The organism is Actinophytocola sp. NPDC049390, from assembly GCF_044466355.1.
Classification (GTDB): Bacteria; Actinomycetota; Actinomycetes; order Mycobacteriales; family Pseudonocardiaceae; genus Actinophytocola.
Genome location: NZ_JBITMQ010000003.1, coordinates 372,378 through 391,587, shown reverse-complemented (window position 1 = coordinate 391,587; position 19,210 = coordinate 372,378). Strand labels below are relative to the sequence as shown.

At 70.7% G+C, this 19,210-nt stretch carries 15 protein-coding genes; 8 read left to right on the top strand and 7 right to left on the bottom strand.

Going from position 1 to position 19,210, the window contains the following annotated elements:
* Window positions 1–75: 75 nt before the first annotated feature.
* Together ACIBVP_RS12805 and ACIBVP_RS12800 are read right to left on the bottom strand one after the other, a co-directional pair.
* On the bottom strand, window positions 76–1,233 hold the full coding sequence (locus ACIBVP_RS12805; RefSeq protein ID WP_396106237.1) for a 4-hydroxybenzoate 3-monooxygenase: 1,158 nt from the start codon (window positions 1,231–1,233) through the stop codon (window positions 76–78).
* Between the two features lie 51 nt (window positions 1,234–1,284).
* Window positions 1,285–2,037: an IclR family transcriptional regulator gene (locus tag ACIBVP_RS12800; RefSeq protein ID WP_396106236.1), complete on the bottom strand. Its 753-nt coding sequence runs from the start codon at window positions 2,035–2,037 to the stop codon at window positions 1,285–1,287.
* Window positions 2,038–2,106: 69 nt separating this feature from the next.
* On the opposite strand from ACIBVP_RS12800, the gene pcaH reads away from it, so the two are divergent.
* From pcaH to ACIBVP_RS12760, 8 genes are all read left to right on the top strand, one after another.
* Window positions 2,107–2,868, top strand: a complete 762-nt coding sequence (pcaH, locus tag ACIBVP_RS12795; protein WP_396106235.1) for a protocatechuate 3,4-dioxygenase subunit beta — start codon at window positions 2,107–2,109, stop codon at window positions 2,866–2,868.
* The gene (gene pcaG / locus ACIBVP_RS12790; RefSeq protein ID WP_396106234.1) at window positions 2,865–3,386 is read left to right on the top strand and encodes a protocatechuate 3,4-dioxygenase subunit alpha; all 522 of its coding nucleotides are present in this window, start codon (window positions 2,865–2,867) and stop codon (window positions 3,384–3,386) included. The genes pcaH and pcaG overlap by 4 nt, the downstream gene beginning before the upstream one ends.
* On the top strand, window positions 3,383–4,549 hold the full coding sequence (locus ACIBVP_RS12785) for a thiolase family protein (protein ID WP_396106233.1): 1,167 nt from the start codon (window positions 3,383–3,385) through the stop codon (window positions 4,547–4,549). The genes pcaG and ACIBVP_RS12785 overlap by 4 nt, the downstream gene beginning before the upstream one ends.
* On the top strand, window positions 4,546–5,241 hold the full coding sequence (locus ACIBVP_RS12780) for a 3-oxoacid CoA-transferase subunit A (protein WP_396106232.1): 696 nt from the start codon (window positions 4,546–4,548) through the stop codon (window positions 5,239–5,241). The genes ACIBVP_RS12785 and ACIBVP_RS12780 overlap by 4 nt, the downstream gene beginning before the upstream one ends.
* Window positions 5,238–5,858 (top strand): 3-oxoacid CoA-transferase subunit B, encoded by a 621-nt coding sequence (locus tag ACIBVP_RS12775; protein ID WP_396106231.1) that lies wholly within the window; start codon window positions 5,238–5,240, stop codon window positions 5,856–5,858. Before ACIBVP_RS12780 ends, ACIBVP_RS12775 begins: the two co-directional genes overlap by 4 nt.
* Window positions 5,859–5,920: 62 nt before the next feature.
* A complete protein-coding gene (locus ACIBVP_RS12770) occupies window positions 5,921–7,156 on the top strand; it encodes an NYN domain-containing protein (RefSeq protein WP_396106230.1) in 1,236 nt (411 codons plus the stop codon).
* A gap of 9 nt (window positions 7,157–7,165) precedes the next feature.
* Complete coding sequence (locus ACIBVP_RS12765) at window positions 7,166–7,519, top strand: YrdB family protein (RefSeq protein ID WP_396106229.1); 354 nt, start codon at window positions 7,166–7,168, stop codon at window positions 7,517–7,519.
* Window positions 7,520–7,674: 155 nt separating this feature from the next.
* Complete coding sequence (locus ACIBVP_RS12760) at window positions 7,675–8,796, top strand: hypothetical protein (RefSeq protein WP_396106228.1); 1,122 nt, start codon at window positions 7,675–7,677, stop codon at window positions 8,794–8,796.
* Window positions 8,797–8,867: 71 nt separating this feature from the next.
* Here the strand turns inward: ACIBVP_RS12760 and ACIBVP_RS12755 are convergent, their stop codons facing one another.
* The 5 genes from ACIBVP_RS12755 to ACIBVP_RS12735 are packed head-to-tail and all read right to left on the bottom strand — an operon-like array spanning window position 8,868 to window position 19,097.
* Window positions 8,868–10,742 (bottom strand): FG-GAP-like repeat-containing protein, encoded by a 1,875-nt coding sequence (locus ACIBVP_RS12755; RefSeq protein WP_396106227.1) that lies wholly within the window; start codon window positions 10,740–10,742, stop codon window positions 8,868–8,870.
* A gap of 8 nt (window positions 10,743–10,750) precedes the next feature.
* A complete protein-coding gene (locus ACIBVP_RS12750; RefSeq protein ID WP_396106225.1) occupies window positions 10,751–12,781 on the bottom strand; it encodes an N-acetylmuramoyl-L-alanine amidase in 2,031 nt (676 codons plus the stop codon).
* Between the two features lie 9 nt (window positions 12,782–12,790).
* Window positions 12,791–14,278 carry an FG-GAP repeat domain-containing protein gene (locus ACIBVP_RS12745; RefSeq protein ID WP_396106224.1) on the bottom strand — a complete coding sequence of 496 codons (1,488 nt, stop codon included), beginning with the start codon at window positions 14,276–14,278 and terminating at the stop codon, window positions 12,791–12,793.
* A gap of 33 nt (window positions 14,279–14,311) precedes the next feature.
* Window positions 14,312–15,850, bottom strand: coding sequence for an FG-GAP-like repeat-containing protein (locus ACIBVP_RS12740; protein WP_396106223.1), 1,539 nt, complete (start codon window positions 15,848–15,850; stop codon window positions 14,312–14,314).
* Window positions 15,851–15,863: 13 nt separating this feature from the next.
* Window positions 15,864–19,097, bottom strand: a complete 3,234-nt coding sequence (locus ACIBVP_RS12735) for a DUF2961 domain-containing protein (RefSeq protein WP_396106222.1) — start codon at window positions 19,095–19,097, stop codon at window positions 15,864–15,866.
* Between the last annotated feature and the right edge of the window lie 113 nt (window positions 19,098–19,210).

Genomic DNA, 19,210 nt, shown 5'->3' with positions numbered 1-19,210 from the left:
GGGGCTATTCAGGGCAACCGCCTGCTGTCGCTGTGACGTCCCTTGCGTGCTCCTGGTGGTCGCGATTCTGTGAGGTCAGAAGCCGATCGGCAGGCCGGCGTAGTTCTCCGCCAGGCCCCGCGCGCCCGCCTCGCTCGACGCGACCCACCGCAGCTGCGACAACTGGAGCTGGTGGTCGAACGGATCGTCCGTGGCGTGCAGCATCGTCGTCATCCACCACGAGAAGTGGGTGCAGCGCCACACGCGCCGCAGCGCGCGGTCCGAGTACTCGTCGGCGAGCCTGGGGTCCTTCTCGCGCAGCAACGACACCAGCGCGGGTGCCAGCAACGCCACGTCGGCCACGGCCAGGTTCAGGCCCTTCGCGCCCGTCGGAGGCACGATGTGCGCGGCATCCCCCGCGAGGAAGACCCGGTCACGGCGCATGGGCGCCTGCACGAGACTGCGCATCGGCAGGACGCTCTTGTCGGTGATGGGACCCCGGGCGAGCTTCCAGCCGTCCTGGCCGTGCCCCAGCCGCCGCGACAGCGCGTCCCAGATCCGGTCGTCCGGCCACTCCGCGATGTCGGTGCCGGACGGTACCTGCAGGTAGAGACGGGTCACGGTGGGCGAGCGCATGGAGTTCAGCGCGAACCCGTCCGGGTGCCACGCGTAGATCAGCTCGTCCGTCGACGGCGGCACGGTCGCCAGCACGCCCAGCCACGAGTAGTCGTAGGTCCGCTGCCACGTCGTCCCCGGCACGGACTCGCGGGTCGGGCCGAACGAGCCGTCGCAGCCGACGACCACGTCCGCGTCCAGCCGGTGCGGCGCGCCGTCCACGGTGAACGTCACGTACGGGTCGGCCGGGTCGTGGACGGCCGTGTCGCGGACGTCGTAGATCACCTGCTGGCCCGCCGCGTCGCGCGCTCGGCCGAGGTCCTTCTGCACCTCCGTCTGCCCGTACACCCACACGCTCCGGCCGACCAGGTCCTGGAAGTCGACGTGGTGCCGCTCGCCCGGCCACTGCAGGTAGACGCCGCGGTGCTGGTCGCCCTCGCGGGTCAGGCGGTCACCGAGCCCGACCGACCGGAGCAGTTCGACCGTCGAGTGCTCCAGGATGCCCGCACGGATGCGGGACTCGACGTACTCGCGGGTGCGGGTCTCGACCACGACCGACTCGACACCACCCGCCGCGAGCAGGTGGGACAGCAGCAGCCCGGCGGGACCGGCACCGATGATGGCGACCTGGGTTCGCATGCCTGACAGTCAATACCCGCGGTGCCGCACGGACAACGCATCGGTTTCCGCTCAGTGGAACAGGCTTCGGCTGATGCCCTGGGCCGCCACCTGGAGCGCCGCCACGAGCCGTGGGCGGTCGCGGCCGAGCGTCGGCACGACGATGCCCAGCGCCGCGGGCACGGCACCGTCCGGTGCGGTGATCGGCACGGCGACCGAGCACGCGCCCAGGCTCATCTCCTCACCGGTCTGCGCGTACCCCTCGCGGCGCACCCGCCGCAGCTCGCCCCGCAGCCGTCCGGGCTGGGTGATCGTGTACGCGGTGACGCGTGTGAGGTTGCGGAACACCCACGCCTGGACGTCCTCCGGCGCGTGCGCGAGCAGCACCTTGCCGACACCCGTCGCGTGCATGGGCAGCCGTGACCCGACGTCGCTGACCACCGGCACCGACACGTGCCCGGCCAGCCGGTCGACGTAGAGCACGGACGTGCCGTCGCGGACCGCGAGGTGCACGGTCGCGAGCGTGGCGCCGTACAGGTCGTGCAGGAACGGCGACGCGACCTGCCGCAGGCCCGACTGCACGGGCGCGAGCAGCCCGAGGTCCCACATCCGCCGCCCGACCACGTACTCCCCGGCCTCGCGCCGCTCCAGCGCGCCCCACGCGACCAGCTCGGCGACCAGCCGGAACGCGGTCGCGACCGGCAGGTCGGCGCGCCGGGCGAGCGCGGTGAGCGTCATGGCCCGGTGCTCGCCGTCGAACGCGCCGAGCAGGGCGAGCACCCGCGACGCCACGCTGGCACCCGGCCGTGAGCTGTTCCCCGCCACACGCGGTCCTTCCACTGAGTGAAAGCCAAGTCTCCCACCATCGCGGCCATCGGCCCTAGCGTTGTCGTCGTGACCACAGCAGCGTCGTCCGACGCCGCCGCCGCGACGCAGGCGGAGATCAGCGCGGAGATCGCGGCCATCGCCGCGACCCGCACCGGCCCGGAACCCCAGCCGCGCCTCGACTACCCGCCCTACCGCAGCAGCATCCTGCGCCACCCGACCAAGTCCCTGTACCAGGCCGACCCCGAAGGCGCCGAGCTGTTCGCGCCCGTGTTCGGACCCCAGGACGTCGACCCGATGGAGGCGGACCTGACGATCCAGCACAACGGCCAGCCGATCGGCGAGCGGATCGTGGTCACCGGCCGGGTGACCGACGGCGACGGCAGACCGGTCGCGCACCAGCTGGTGGAGATCTGGCAGGCCAACGCGTGCGGCCGCTACCTCCACCAGCGTGACCAGCACCCGGCGCCGCTGGACCCGAACTTCACCGGCGTCGGCCGCTGCCTCACCAACGCGGACGGCAGCTACCGGTTCCTGACGATCAAGCCGGGCCCGTACCCGTGGCGCAACCACGCCAACGCGTGGCGGCCCGCGCACATCCACTTCTCCCTGTTCGGCGGCGACTTCACGTCTCGCATGGTCACGCAGATGTACTTCCCCGGCGATCCGCTGTTCGGCCTCGACCCGATCTACCAGTCGATCATCGACCCGAAGGCCCGGGAGCGGCTGGTCGCGGCCTACGACCACGACGTGACCATGCCCGAGTTCGCCACCGGCTACCGCTGGGACATCGTGCTGACCGGCGGCCACCGCACCTGGAGCGAGTCGTGAACGAGACGACACCGGGCCAGACGGTCGGCCCGTTCTACGGCTACGCGCTGCCCTTCGAGGGTGGCGCCGACCTGGTGCCGACGGGCCACCCGGACGCGATCCGCCTGCACGGCGTGGTGCGCGACGGAGCGGGCGCGCCGGTGCCGGACGCGCTGCTGGAGATCCGGCAGGCCGACCGCGATGGCGACGTGCCACGTAAGGCAGGCTCGCTGCGCCGCGACGGCCACACGTTCACCGGCTGGGGCCGCGCGAGCACGAACGACATCGGCGAGTACTCGTTCACGACGGTCCTCCCTGGCGCGGCGTTCATCGCGATGACCGTGTTCGCGCGCGGCCTGATGAACCGCCTGTTCACCCGCGTCTACCTGCCCGGCGCGAGCGACGAGTTCCTGCTGTCCCTGCCGCCGGACCGCCGCGAGACGCTGGTCGCGGAGAAGGACGGGAACGGGCTTCGGTTCGACGTCACACTCCAGGGCGACCGGGAGACGGTGTTCATTACCTACCCTGGACATTCATGAGCGCTTACCTCTACGACGCGGTACGCACCCCGTTCGGCAGGTTCGACGGCGGCCTCGCGAAGGAGCGGCCCGACGACCTCGCCGCGACCGTTCTGCGGGCCATCGCCGACCGCACGCCCGGGCTGGACCCGGCCGCCGTCGACGAGGTGACGTTCGGTCTCGCCAACGGAGCGGGCGAGGACAACCGCAACGTGGGCCGGATGGCGGTGCTGCTCGCGGGGTGGCCGGTGTCCGTGCCGGGGTCGACGGTCAACCGGCTGTGCGGGTCGAGCCTCGACGCCGTCATGTCGGCGTCCCGGCAGGTCGAGACCGGCGACGCGAGCATCGTGGTCGCGGGTGGCGTCGAGTCGATGACCCGCGCGCCGTGGGTGCTGCCCAAGCCGGACCGGGCGTTCCCGGCGCGGGACGTGACCGCCGTGTCGACCACGCTGGGCTGGCGCCTGGTGAACAAGAACATGCCGGAGGAGTGGACGGCCTCCCTCGGTGAGTGCAACGAGCGGTTGCGGGAGGAGTTCGGCATCTCCCGCGAACGGCAGGACGCGTTCGCGGAGCGGTCGCACCGGCTCGCGCACGCCGCGTGGGAGGCCGGGTTCTACGACGACATCACCGTCCCGGCCGGTGAGCTGACCCGGGACGAGGGCATCCGGGCGGACACGTCGACGGAGAAGCTCGCGAAGCTGAAGCCGTCGTTCCGGCCCGACGGCACGATCACGGCGGGCAACGCGTCGCCGCTGTCGGACGGCGCGTCGGCCGTCCTGGTGGCGTCCGAGTCCGCCGACCTCGGCCGGGACCCGCTCGCACGGATCGCCGGGCGGGCCGCGTTCGCGCTGGCGCCGCAGCGGTTCGGGTACGCGCCGGTCGAGGCGGCGAACCGGGCGCTGGAGCGGGCCGGGATCACGTGGTCGGACGTGGGCGCGGTGGAGCTGAACGAGGCGTTCGCCGTGCAGTCGCTCGCGTGCGTGGACGCGTGGAAGATCGACCCGGAGATCGTCAACTCCCGCGGCGGTGCGATCGCGCTGGGCCACCCGCTGGGCGCGTCCGGCGGCCGGATTCTCGGCACGCTGGCGAAGGTCATGCGGACCGACGGGCACCGCTGGGGCGTCGCCGCGATCTGCATCGGTGTCGGGCAGGGACTCGCGGTGGTGCTGGAGAACGTGGCGTGACAGCCATCTGTGAGTCCGCTGACGAGGCCGTCGCCGGGATTTCCGACGGTGCGACGGTTCTCGTCGGCGGGTTCGGCACCGCCGGGCAGCCGGTCGAGCTGATCGACGCGGTGCGCCGGGGCGGGGCCAAGGACCTGACGATCGTGTCGAACAACGCGGGCAACGGGTCGCACGGGCTCGCCGCGTTGCTGGCCGCCGGGCGGGTGCGCCGGATCGTGTGCTCCTTCCCGCGCCAGAAGGACTCGTACGTCTTCGACGAGCTGTACCGGACGGGGAAGATCGAACTGGAGGTCGTGCCGCAGGGCAACCTCGCCGAGCGGCTGCGGGCGGCGGGCGCGGGGATCGGTGCGTTCTACTGCCCCACCGGCGTCGGCACGCCGCTCGCCGAGGGCAAGGAGACGCGGACCATCGACGGCCGCGAGTACGTGCTGGAGTTCCCGGTCCACGGCGACGTCGCGTTGGTCAAGGCGCACCGCGCGGACACGCTCGGGAACCTCGTGTACCGCAAGACGGCCCGCAACTTCGGTCCCGTCATGGCGACGGCGGCGACGCTGACGATCGCGCAGGTGCTGGCGGTGGGCGAACCGGGGTCGATCGACCCCGAGGCGGTGGTGACGCCGGGGATCTTCGTCGACCGGGTGGTGGCCTGCCCGTCACCCGCCGTGCTGGCCGAGGCGGGAGCGGCGGGATGACCAGGCTCGACCGCGCGGCGATCGCGAAGCTGGTCGCCGCCGACATCCCGCCCGGCTCGTACGTGAACCTCGGCATCGGGCAGCCCACGCTGGTCGCCGACTACCTGGCACCGGAGTCGGGCGTCGTCCTGCACACCGAGAACGGCATGCTCGGCATGGGTGGTGCCGCCCGCGGCGACGAGGTGGACCCGGACCTGATCAACGCGGGCAAGGTTCCGGTGACGGAAACCCCTGGCGCGTCGTACTTCCACCACGCCGACTCGTTCGCCATGATGCGCGGCGGGCACCTCGACGTGTGCGTGCTGGGCGCGTTCCAGGTGTCGTTCGCCGGTGACCTCGCGAACTGGCACACCGGCGCGCCGGACGCGATCCCCGCGGTGGGTGGCGCGATGGACCTGGCGATCGGCGCGAAGCAGGTGTTCGTGATGATGTCGCTGTTCACCGAGGCCGGCGTGCCGAAGCTGGTGCCGTCGTGCACCTACCCGCTGACCGGGCTGCGGTGCGTGAGCCGCGTGTACACCGACTACGGCGTGTTCTCGGTCGGCGCGGACGGCGTGGCGATCAGGGAGACCCACGGCATCGACGAGTCCGGCCTCCGCGCCAGGCTGGGTCTGTAACAACCGTTCCGGGAAACCGATTCGTAGGGAGTCGGAGTCCCAACGGTGCGGGGGTCGGATCCGTGCACGTCAACCAGGCCGCGGCGGACGGCCACCGCAGAGCCGCCCTCTTCGTCGACTTCGAGAACGTGCACCGCGGGCTGTGCGAGTCGAGCCCGGAGGCGGGCCGCCGGTTCGCGACGCAGCCCGCGCGGTGGGTGCAGTGGATGGAACGGACCCTCGGCCCGCTCGTGGTCGACCTGGACGACCAGCCGCGCAAGCTGCTGCGGCGCATCTGCTACCTCGAACCCGCGCGGTCGGGCCAGTACCGGCCGTACTTCACGCGTGCCGGTTTCCGGGTCGTCGACTGCCCGGCGCTCACCACGATGGGCAAGAACAGCGCCGACATCCACATGGTGCTGGACATCCTCGACACGCTCACCCACCCCGAGCGGTACGACGAGTTCATCGTCCTGTCCGTCGACGCCGACTTCACGCCCGTGCTGCTCCGATTACGTGAGCACGACCGCCGCACCGCCATGCTGGTGAGCGGACCGGCAGCGGCGGCGTTGCAGGCGGCGTGCGACTTCGCGATCCCCGACTCGGTGTTCCTCGACGAGGCGCTCGGCCTCGAGGACGAGCCGTCCCCGGCACCGCCGCCGATCGAGCTGGACGACCTGCGGCGGCGGATGGAGCAGGTGGTGCGCGACCTCGTGTCGTCGGCGGCGGAACCGGTCGTGATGGCCAGGGTGGCGCACGAGGTGCGCAAGACCGTCGGCGTCTCGGTCGACACGACGAACTGGGCGGGCAGCGGGAGCTTCGGCAAGTTCATCGCGCAGATGACCGACGAGTACCTGCGGGTCGACAGCAGGCGGTCGCCGGGCTGGCTGTACGACCCGACGCGGCACACGGCCAGCGCGCAGAACGTCTCGGAGGTCGTCGACCGGGTCAGCAGGCTCGTCGACGCACCCATGCTGTCGGGACAGACGTACGCGACGCTGTTCGCGGTGCTGGCCGAGATCGGCCACGCCGAGGCCGAGGGCGATCAGGCCGAGGCGGAGCGCCGGGTGCGGGACCGGTGCGCGGAGCTGGGCCGTCCGGTGTCGCGGCCCGCGGTGCACTTCGTGGTGGTGGGGTTGCGGCACCGGGGCGTCACGTGGCCGAGAGCGGGCCTCGATGCGGCGAAGCTCGCGGTGGCGTTCGCGGAGAACGTCCTGGAGCTGGCCGCTGCCGTGCCGATGGTGCTGTCCGACCACGAACGCGAGGAGATCCGCGCGTGGCTGGTCCGCCCGCCGACCGTCCCGTCTGGACAGACATAGACTGCGCGCATGACATCGCCCGCTCCCGTGCGTGGAGCCGTCCTCCTCATCCGCTTCCTCAGCGAGCTGGGCATGCTGGCCGGTCTCGCCGTGGCGGGCGCGCACCTCGGCGGCGGGGTGGTGCTGAACATCGTCTTCGCCGTGCTGCTGCCGCTGGCCGCCGCGGCGTTGTGGGGGATGTTCGTCGCGCCCCGGGCACGGCGCCGGCTGCCGGAGCCTGGGCGGTTCGTGCTGGAGTTCGTGTTGTTCGGGGTTACCGGGCTGGTGCTGGGGTTGACGGGCTGGCTGGTGGCGGGTCTCGTGGTCGCGGTCGTCGGGATCGGGTTCGCCGCGCTGACCCGCGTGTTCGCGAAGGACAGCTGATGGCGGAGACCGAGTTCCCGCAGCGCATGGGCAGGGTCGCGCCGCGAGGCCTGTCGTTCGCGTCCTGACACCGCGTAGGGTCGGCCACAGAATCGGGAACGGCACGCGCCCGGTGGCTGGGTAGGCGCGTCTCCTCGGCATGCCATGGAGACGCGATGTCCTATCGTGCACTCGCGCGGTCCGCGCCCGTCACCTTCTTCCTCCTCGGTGTGCTCGCACGCCTGCCCTACGCGATGACGCCGATCGGCTCACTCCTGCTCGTCCAGCACGCGACCGGCAGTGCCGCGTTCGCGGGGTTGGCCGCGGGTGCGCAGAGCATCGCCATCGCCGTGTCCGGGTTCGCTGCGGGCGGGCTGGCGGTGCGGCTCGGCACGCGTCGGCTCGGCACGCACCTTGCCGTGCTCAACGCGGTGGCCGCGGTGCTCTTCGTCGCGTCGGCCGGTTCCCGGCCCGCGATGCTGGCCTGCGCGGTGCTGGTCGGGTTGACTCAGGCGCACGTCGGTTTCCTCGTTCGGGTGCACTGGTCGCACACGCTCGGCCGCGGTACCGCCCTGCTGCGCACGGCGTTCTCCTACGAGAGCGCGGTCGACGAGGTGAGCTTCGTCGTCGGGCCGGCCGCGGCCGGCTTGTTCGCGGCGGTGGTGCCGGGCGTGGGGCCGTTGCTGGGCATGGCGATCCTCCTGCTGGGTGCCGCGCTGCCGTTCGCCACGCGGTACGCCGACGGCGTGCCAACGCGTCCGGTCGGCACGTTTCCGTTGCGGCGCATGGCGTTGCTCGTCCTGTCGATGGCCGCGCTCGGCGCGATCTTCGGCGCGATCCAGACGGCGGCGATCGTGGAGGCCGGCGGTGGCGCCGGGTTCCTGTACGCGTGTCTCGGCATCGGCAGCGCCGTGTCCGGCGTCGCCTACGGGTGGCTGCCGCGGTCGTTCCAGGTCGAGCACCGGTACGTGACGTTCAGCGCGACACTCCTGCTCGGCATGGGCGTGCTGGCGCTCAGCCCGTGGCCCGTCGTGGGCATCACCGTCGCGGGGTTCTGCATCGCGCCGTACATGATCACGCTCTACGCGCTGGCCGACGCGATCGCGCCACCCGGCCGCCTGCCGATCGCGATGGCCGTGGTGAACGCGGGCGGACCGGTGGGCACCGCGGCCGGTCAGTCGGTGGCGGGCGCGCTCGCCGACGGCGCGGGTCTGGCCGCGGCATGGCTCGTGCCGGCCGGGTGCGCGGGCTTCGCCGTGGTCGTGGCACTTCTCAACCGGCCGAGGGGCGGCAGTTAGCCTCCTCCTCCACCGCCGGAGTCGCTGTCATCCGAGCCGAGCACCACTCATCGCCCCGGGTCACGCGGACGCTACAACGTGGTTTCGCCTGGGAGGCCGAAGTAGTCGTGCCACTTCGGGCCAGGGCCGAACGCGGCGCCGGTCGACAAGGCCACGTACGTGTCCGCGCTCGGGAGCTTCGTGAACGTCACGATGTCCGTGCGGCCGTCGCCGTTGTAGTCGCCCACGTACGGGAACTCGCCCTGGGGTGCGAAGAAGTCGTGCCACTTTCCCGTGGTGCCGAAGCCGGCGCCGGTCGACAGTGCCACGTGGACGACGCCCTCGCGGCTGAACTGGATCACGTCCGCCTTCCCGTCGCCGTTGACGTCGCCCAGGCGGGGGTCGGTCAGGCCCGCCGCGAACGTGTCGTGCCACTTCGCCGACGCGCCGAAGCCCGAACCCGTCGACAGGGCCACGTACACGTCGGCAAGCGAACCGTGGGTGAACGTCACGATGTCGTCCCGGCCGTCGCCGTTCACGTCGGCCACGCCCGGGGACTCGCCCGCGACGCCGAAGAAGTCGTGCCACTTGGCCGACGTCGCGAAGCCGGAGCCGGTCGAGAGCGCCACGTAGACGTCGGCGTCCGCGTTGCGGGTGAACGTGATGATGTCGTCGCGGCCGTCGCCGTTGACATCGCCGATCGCCGGGACCTCGCCGTCCAGGGAGAACCAGTCGTGCCACTTCGCCGACGCGCCGAACGACGAACCGGTGGACAGGGCCACGTACACATCACCCAGCGAGCCGTGGGTGAACGTGATGATGTCGTCGCGGCCGTCGCCGTTGACATCGCCCGTCAGCGGGGTCTCCCCCGACAGCGCGAAGAAGTCGTGCCACTTCACCGACGTGCCGGTGAAGCCACTGCCGTTCGACAGCGCCACGTAGACGTCCGCCAGTGGGTCGTGCGTGAACGTCACCACGTCGTCGCGGCCGTCGCCGTTGAAGTCCGCGTGCGAACCCGTGAACACCCCGGCGTACGAGGAGCGGAACGACAGCGGCGCCACCCACAGCCCGCCCTGGCCCCACCCGGCCCCGGTCACCCACGTCGCACCGGACGGCTCCGTCACGATCTCCGCCGCGTGCGCGTCGATCCGCCCGGCCAGGTCGTTCACCGAGAAGCTGAACGGGGTGCGGCTGCGGTACACCCGCGTGTCCTTGTAGCCGGAGTCGCAGCAGATCGACAGGTACCACCAGCCACCGCGGTACACCACGAACGGTGACTCCGTCGGACCGCCGTAGGTACCCGAAGCCGGGTGCTGGAACGCGACCTGTTTCCCGCTCCAGTGCACGAGGTCCGTGGACGTCCGGTACGCCACCTGGTGGTTGCCGCCGGTCGGGGTGCTGTTCGCGGTGTAGTACATGACCCACTGCGGGCCGACCCGCGTCACCATCGGGTCGCGCGCGTCGAAGCCGTCGGTGAACAGCGGGTTCGCCGCGCTGCGGGTCCAGGTGTTCAGGTCGGTCGAGGTCGCGAGGTGCATCCGGTACGCGGCGTGGTCCGGCGTCCCGGCCGCGTAGTACATGTAGTAGACGCCGTTGTGGTGGATCACGTGCGGCGCCCAGATGTGGCTCTCGCCGCGCGCCGGGTCGGCGGTCAGCGCGAACGGGCGCTTGGTCCACGGCCCGTTCGGCGACGGCGCGGTGGCGTGCCCGAAGTTCTTCTCGTCCAACGGGTTCGCCGGCTCCGCGTGCGTGATCGCGTACACGTGCCACGTGCCCGTTACCACGTCCCGGACCAGCGTGTGGTCGTTGTAGTACCACTGCGTCGACTCCCCGACCGACGGGTCGTAGACGCGGATGAAGTTGCCCGCCGAGACCGTCGGCGGGGCCGGGGCCGCACCCGCCGGCGCCGCCATGAGCCCGGTGAACAGCAGCGCGAGCGCCAGCAGGCGCAGCCCCTTGCCCATCATGTCCTCCTCTACAGGGTCACTTCGCCGTTGAGCCCGAAGAAGTCGTGCCACTTGGCGCCGCCCGCGAACGCGGTGCCGGTCGACGCGCCGACGTAGACGTCGTTGAGGGTGCCCTTGGTGAACGTGAGGACGTCGTCCTTGCCGTCACCGGTCGCGTCGCCCGTGTACGGGAACTCGCCGGCCAGGCCGAAGAAGTCGTTCCACTTCACGGTGGTGCCGGAGAACCCGCTCCCGGTCGACGTCGCGACGTACACGTCCGCCGCGGCGTTCAGCGTGAACGTCGCGATGTCGTCGCGCCCGTCACCGTTGAAGTCACCGATCCTCGGCGCCTCGCCCGCGATCGAGAAGAAGTCGTGCCACTTCACCGACGTGCCCGAGAACCCGGTGCCGGTGGACGTCGCCACGTACACGTCCGCCTGGGTGCCCTGGTTGAACACCACGATGTCGTCCTTGCCGTCACCGTTGAAGTCGCCGACGCCCGGGATCTCACCGGCGAGGCCGAAGTAGTCGTGCCACTTCGCCGACGCCGTGAACGACGTGCCCGTCGACAGGGCGACATAGACGTCCGCAAGGTTGTTGCGGGTGAACGTGACGATGTCGTCCTTCCCGTCCCCGTTCACGTCGCCGACCGCGGGCACCTCGCCGCCGAGCGCGAACCAGTCGTGCCACTTCGCACCCCCACCGAACGACGAACCAGTGGACAACGCCACGTACACGTCATTCAGCGAACCGTGCGTGAACGTGACGATGTCGTCCTTCCCGTCACCGTTGAAATCACCGGTCAACGGCGTCTCCCCACCCGGCGCGAACCAGTCGTGCCACTTCACCGACGTCCCGGCGAACCCGGAACCGTTCGAGGTCGCCACGTACACGTCGCCCAGGTTGCCCTGGTTGAACGCGATGATGTCGTCGCGGCCGTCACCGTTGAAGTCCGTCGACGATCCCGTGTGGACCGCCGCCGAGCCGCCGCTGTTCACGAGGCTCATGTAGTAGTCCCAGTTCCAGTGCGGGCCGGGGTCGGTGTGGTCGTTGCCGGGGATCTGGTTGTGGCCCTGGACGTACTGCCGGGTCTTGGGCAGCCCGTGCCGCTCGCACAGCCACTTCGTGAGCGCCGCCGACGACCGGTACATCGAGTCGGTGAACCACGACGGGTTGTCCACGAAGCCCTCGTGCTCGATGCCCAGCGCCCGCGAGTTCGCGTTCCGCACGTGGTATGCGGTGTCGCCGTCGCGCACCATCTGCGTGATCTCGCCGTCGGACGACCGCACCACGTAGTGCGTGCTGACCCCGGACGACGGGTTCTGGAACCAGCTGATGGTGCCCGCGTACGACCCCTGCGTCACGTGCACGACGATCAGGTTGATCGCCGACGACCGGCCGGGGCTGTAGTTGTTCGGGTGCGCGGCGATCCACCGCGAGTTCGGGTAGTCCAGGCCCTGCGCGGACACCCCGCCCGACGCGACCTTCTCGAACCGGCCGCGTTCCGGTGCGCTCGGGTACGGCCTGACCACGACCGGCTCCCCGCCCGGGGTGCGGACCTGCATGCCGGAGGCCAGCAACTCGTACACGGTGTCCGCGTACAGCCGGGCCACCGCGTCGTCGGTCGCACCGCCGTACCGCGCGACCACCGGGTACCAGGCGGCGATCCGGTCCCGCTGTTCACCGGACATGCCCGCCTCGTCGGCCAGCGACCGCAGGACGGCCGCACCGCCGCGGATGTTGGCCGCCGTGTCCTTCTTCAGTACGTCCGTCGACTCGCCGGTCAGTTCCGCCGCCAGTTCGAGCGTCTGCCGCGACGGGTTGCTCACCAGGTGCATGACGCCGTACCCGTTGTCCTGGCTGGGTTCGCCGCCGTGCCCGTCGAGGTGCGTCTCGCCGTAGCCGACGGCCACGACCAGGTCGCGGGGCACGTCGAACTCGTGCGCCGCCCTCGCGAACGCCGCGTTGACCGAACCGGGGGCCGCGGCGGCGGCCGGGGTGCTCATCAGTCCTACTGCGACAGTCAGCGCGGTGCCGAGTGCCGCCAAGCGTCGTCTCATCTCGCGCTCCTAGAGGGTGATCTCGCCGTTGAGGCCGAAGAAGTCGTGCCACTTGGCGCCGCCGCCGAAGGCGGTGCCGGTGGAGAGGCCCACGTACACGTCGTTGAGCGAGCCCTTGGTGAAGGTGACGATGTCGTCCTTCCCGTCACCGTTGAAGTCGCCGGTGTACGGGAACTCGCCGGCGAGCGCGAAGAAGTCGTGCCACTTGACCGTGGTGCCTTGGAACGCGCTGCCGGTCGAGGTCGCCACGTACACGTCGGCGGCCGAGTTGTTGGTGAACGTCGCGATGTCGGCCTTGCCGTCGCCGGTGAAGTCACCGATGCGGGGCGACTCGCCGCCGATGGAGAAGAAGTCGTGCCACTTCACCGACGTGCCGGCGAACCCGGTGCCGTTGGACAGCGCCACGTACACGTCGGCCGACGCGTTGTTGGTGAACACCACGATGTCCGCCTTGCCGTCGCCGTTCACGTCCCCGACGCCGGGCACCTCACCGGCGAGGCCGAAGTAGTCGTGCCACTTCGCCGACGCCGTGAACGACGTGCCCGTCGACAGGGCGACATACACGTCCGCGAGGTTGTTGCGGGTGAACGTGACGATGTCGTCCTTCCCGTCCCCGTTCACGTCGCCGACCGCGGGCACCTCGCCGCCGAGCGCGAACCAGTCGTGCCACTTCGCGCCCCCACCGAACGACGAACCGTTCGACAACGCCACGTACACGTCGTTGAGCGAACCGTGCGTGAACGTGACGATGTCGTCCTTCCCGTCACCGTTGAAATCACCCGTCAACGGCGTCTCCCCACCCGGCGCGAACCAGTCGTGCCACTTCACGGAGGTGCCGGTGAACGCCGACCCGTTGGACAGCGCCACGTAGACGTCACCCTGATTGCCCTGGTTGAACGTCACGACGTCGTCGCGGCCGTCGCCGTTGAAGTCGGTCGGCGAGCCGGTGAACGCGCGCGCGCCGCCGACCAGGCCGCGTGCCTCGTCCATCATCGCGCGGGCCTTGGCCTCCGCCTGGTCGTAGCGTTCCGGGCAGCACGACCGCTGCACGCTCTGCGCGAGCAGACCGGCCGAGTAGTGGGGGTACAGCGGCTCGTTGCGCTGTGCCTGGATGAAGAACTGGGTCGCCGCGTACGACACGTTCATGATCTGCTCCGGCGTGCCCCAGCCCTGGCTGGGCCGCTGCTGGAACACGCCGAGGGAGTCCTTGTCGCCGCAGTTGAGGTTGTTCATGTGCGACTCGACCCAGCCGGCCTCGAACGCGGCGAGCATCACCTTCGGCGACACGCTGCGGTCGAGCCCGACCTGGTAGACGATCTTGATGACGTTCGGGTCGTGGTTGGCCGGGATGCTCGAACACGCCATCGGTTCCACCGACAGCGGCACGTGGTCGCCGGGTGCGGCCGGGTCGGCCGGGGCCGCCGACGCCGGCAGGCCCATTCCGCTGAGTGCCAGTACGGCTACGCCGACGAGCGCGCCGCGTCTCCAACTGTTCATCGCGAATCCTTTGTTCAGCAGGGGAATTTCTCTCTACAGGACCCGTTCGCCGTTCAACCCGAAGAAGTCGTGCCATTTCACGCCCGGACCGAAGCTCGTCCGGTTCGACAGCGCCACGTACACGTCGTTGAGAGAGCCCAGCGTGAACGTCACGATGTCGGTGACGCCGTCGCCGTCGAAGTCGCCGACGTACGGGAACTCCCCGGCCAGGCCGAAGAAGTCGTGCCACTTGACCGTGGTGCCGCTGAACCCGGTGCCGGTGGACGTCGCCACGAACACGTCGCCCGCGGCGTTGTTCGTGAACGTCGCGATGTCGGCCTTGCCGTCCCCGGTGAAGTCGCCGACGCGGGGCTGCTCCGCACCGAGCGCGAAGAAGTCGTGCCACTTCACGGTGGTGCCGGTGAACGCGGCACCGTTGGACAGCGCCACGAACACGTCCCCGGCCTCGCCGCGCGTGAACGTGACGACGTCGTCCTTCCCGTCGCCGTCCACGTCGCCGACCGCGGGGAACTCGCCGCCGATCGCGAACCAGTCGTGCCACTTGACGCCCGCGCCGAAGTTCGATCCCGTCGACAGGGCCACGTACACGTCACCCGTGGTGCCGCGCGTGAACGTGATGATGTCGTCGCGGCCGTCACCGTTCACGTCGCCGACGGCCGGGATCTCCCCGCCCAGTGCGAACCAGTCGTGCCACTTGACGCCCGCGCCGAAGTTCGATCCCGTCGACAGGGCGACGTACACGTCGTTGCGGGAGCCGTGGGTGAAGGTGACGATGTCGTCCTTGCCGTCCCCGTTGAAGTCACCGGTGAGCGGGGTCTCCCCGGCGGGTGCGAAGAAGTCGTGCCACTTCACCGACGTGCCGGTGAAGCCGGAGCCGTTCGACAGCGCCACGTACACGTCCGCCAGGGAGCCCTGGTTGAACGTGACGACGTCGTCGCGGCCGTCGCCGTCGAAGTCCGTCGGCGAGCCGCCGAACACGGTGCTCGCACCGCCTCCGCAGTTCCCGCTGGTGTGGTAGGAGATCGAGCCGCTGTAGCGCAACGCCACCCCGTCGAGGACGATCGGCTGGTTGACCCCGTCGGCCTCCTGTTCGTAGTGCAGGTGCGGGCCGGTCGAGTTGCCGGTCGTGCCGACCTTGCCCAGTTCGGTGCCCGCGACCACGTACTGGCCGCGGGCGACGCTGAACGCGGACAGGTGCGCGACCATCGAGGTCCAGCCGCCACCGTGGTCCACGCGCACGTAGTTGCCGTAGCCGGTGGTGCCGGACACCACGTCGATCACGGTGCCGGACGCGCTCGCGAGCGCCGGGGTGCCGTGGTCCTCGGCCCCGGCGAGGTTGAAGTCGAGCGCGTTCACGACCTCGCTGGAGTGGTGGTAGTACTGCCGCTGCTGACCGCACGGCCACGGCGCCCGGAAGTCCGGCCGTGGACCGGCGGCCATGCGGGCGGCCTTCGGGGTGTCGTCGGCCCACGGTGCGCTGGGGCCGTCGGGCGGTGCCGCCGACGCGATCGCGGCGGTGATCGGGAGGAGGGCGACCGAGGACACGGCCGCCAGGAATCTGCTGGCGCGCATGGGAGTTGTCCTGTCAGATCGTGGGTCGGGGGATCTCGCCGGTCGTGCCGAAGTCGTCGTGCCACTTCGTCGACGTGCCCGCGAACGCGGACCCGGTCGACGTTGCGACGAACGCGTCCGCGGCCGTGCCGCCGGTGAACGTCACGATGTCGGCGCGGCCGTCGCCGTTGAAGTCGCCGAGGCCGGGCAGCTCCGCGCCGACCGCGAAGAAGTCGTGCCACTTCCACGCGTTCTGCACGAACCGGGCACCGTCCGAAAGGGACACGTAGACGTCGGCGGTGTCGCCGCGCGTGAACGTGATGACGTCGTCGCGACCGTCACCGTTGACGTCCGCGGCCCCGGCCAGCTCCTGGCCGAGCGCGAAGTTGCCGTGCCAGAGCCAGCCCTCCTGCACGAACGCGGCGCCGTTGGACAGCGACACGTACGCGTCGCCGGACGTGCCACCGGTGAACGTGACCACGTCGTCCCGGCCGTCGCCGTCGAAGTCGCCGACCGCGGGCCGTTCGTCGTTGATGCAGAAGTGGTCGGCCCACTTGACGCCCGGCCCGAAGCCGGACCCGTTCGACAGCGCCACGTACACGTCGCCGGCGGTGCCGCAGGTGAACGTGACGATGTCGTCGCGGCCGTCACCGTTCACGTCGCCGACGGCCGGCTTCTCGGTGCGTGCGGCGAAGAAGTCGTGCCACTTCTGCGACGTGCCGGTGAACCCGGTGCCGTTGGACAGCGCGACGTACACGTCGGCGGCCTCGCCTCGGGTGAACGTGACGACGTCCGAGCGGCCGTCGCCGTTGAAGTCACCGGTCAGCGGCACCTCACCGGTCACGGAGAAGAAGTCGTGGCCCTTGACCCTGGCGCCGAACGCGCCGCCCGACGACGGCGCCGTGTAGACGTCGTTCGTCGTGCCCTGCGTGAACAGCACGGCGTCGTCGCGCCGGTCCCCGTTGACGTCGGTGGTGACCGGGTGCTTCGTGGTCGCGCCGACCACACCGGACGCCGGGCCCGCGTTGCCTGCCCGGTCGACCGCCACGACGCGGTAGTACCGGGTGGTGTTGGCGGGCAGCGGGCCGTGCCGGAAGCTCGGCGTGGTGCTGGTGCCGACCAGGTTGCCGCTCGTGACGGGCACGGACGAGCTGGTGGAGGCGTACACGCGGTAGGCGGCGACGCCGACGTTGTCCGTGGCGGGCGACCAGCTCAACGCGACCGCGTGGGTGCGGCCGCCGACGACCGGTGTCGCGACCCCGCTCGGTGGTGTGGTGTCGGTGAACGGGGCGACCAGGTTGATCGCCCGGTACCGGCTCGCGGTCCACTGCGGACCGCTCGGCACGAGCCGGACGGTGATGCTCGACTTGCCCGCGGTCAGCGACGGCGGCAGCGTGAAGTCGTCGTCGAGCCACCGCTGCGACTGGTTGCCGAGCGCCTGCACCCACGTGCCCGCGTTCGCGCCGTCGACGGTCACGGCCGCGGTCTGGTACGCGGCGTTCTGGTCGCTGGTGCGACGGAGGCGGACCCCCTGGTTGCCGGGGTCGACGGCGAGCCGGAAGCTGATGGCCCCGCCGGTCGAACGGACCTGCTCGCTCACCCCGATGTGGTCGTCGTCGCCCTCGTACGCGCTGGTCAGCCCGTACTGGGTGGCGGCGCCGGACTCGGTGTAGGCGTGCGCGGACCGGCTGCCCGCGTCGCCGACGACGATCGTGTCGGTGGTGCGGTTGGCCAACTGCGGCTTGGTGTAGAGGAAGGCTGTGGTGCTCTCCGCGACCGGGTAGTCGTTCTGGGGGCCGTGCTCGATGCCGAACCGCAGGCCCGTCGAGTAGGAGACGGCGTCGCCTATCTGCAGGCGGTACATGGAGTCGCACTCGACCGCGCACGTACTGGTGCGGAGGCGGTGGCCGGTGTTGCCGGTGAAGACGCCGGAGTACTCGCCCCGGTTGAAGTACCAGCCGGACTCGTAGTAGTCCTCGGTGCCGGTGCCGTACCACTGCGGAGTGAGCGAGCCGTCGACCTGGATCCGCTCGTCACCCTCGAGGTAACCGCGGTTGTTGCCGCTGGTGAGCGAGTTGCGGACGACCTGCGTGACCCCGAGGAAGCGGCCGCGGCCCGACTGGTCGGCGACCACCCAGTCGCGGGCCTGCGTGGTGTTGCCCGCGCGGGACTGGGTGGTGAAGTACCCGGCGCTGCCGCTCGCCGCGAGTTCCGCGGTCCACTTGCCGTTGGGCGCGTGGGTGACCTGGGTCTGGATGCCGCTGACGGTCGCGCCGGTGGTGTTGGCGATGCTCAGGGTCGCGTTGTTCGCGTACGGCATCATCCACCAGGCGCTGTACCAGCCGCCGGGGGCGGGATCCATGGCGAACATCAGCGAGCGGACCTCCCGCTCCCCGAGCCCCGCGCCGAAGAACTCGCCCAGCGGTGCGTCCACTGTGGAGCGCCCGTCGAAGGTGGCCCGGAGGCGAAGGCCGTTCAGGTTCGCTTCCGTCGCGAGGTGGTCGGGGACGCGGACGCGCACGGCGGAGACGGCGGCGGGACCGGTGAGGTTGGCGATCGTGGCGCTGCTGCCCGCGCCGGGCGACACGGTCGCGCTGACGGTGGCCGCGCCGGGCTGGACGGGCTTCGGGTCCCGGTGACCCGCGTTGCGCAGCAGGGAGATCACGTCGTTCGCGGGGTCGGCGGGGTTGAAGCGCGTGACGCCGGCGGCGTCGGCGAACTCGCGGTAGCCGACGTGGTAGAAGAGCGGGTTGTTGGTCGTGGTGATCAGCATCGACTCGCGGTAGGGCATGGGGATCTTGATCGTGACGCCGCCGGAGGTCTGGTTGGCGTTGGTCACGAGCGGGTACAGGAACGGCGCGCCGAGGTCCCCGTCGACGACCCGCTGGAGGCTCGCGTCGAGCACGGTGACCCCGTCGAGCACGATCCGGATGTTGCCGGTCGCGGTGACGTTCCCCTCGTCGCGGGTGAACCAGATCGACTGGACCTCACCGGGCCCCCGGTCCTCGGCGAGGACACAGCCGGGACCGTTCGTGCGCAGGCAGGAGTAGCGGCCGACGAACCCGTCGTCGTTGGTGCCGTTGCGGGCGAAGCTGGAGAACTGTTTCGTCTGCGAGCCACCGGCGAGGTCGGGCAGCAGGTCCAGCCGCCGGTAGGTGTCCCACCCCACGGCCCCGTTCCCGGCCCGCGGTTCGGCGGCGGTGGTGGCGACCGGCCCGACCCCGAGAACGACCAGGGCGGCGCAGAGCAGGACGGCGATTCTCGACATCGAGGACACCTTTCGATCAACCGTGGAGGCAGGGGACGGTCGACACGTGGCCCGAGTAATCGTTTACCCGAGGTGGGCTAAGTGTCCGATTGGTTACTCGGTGACGTCAATAG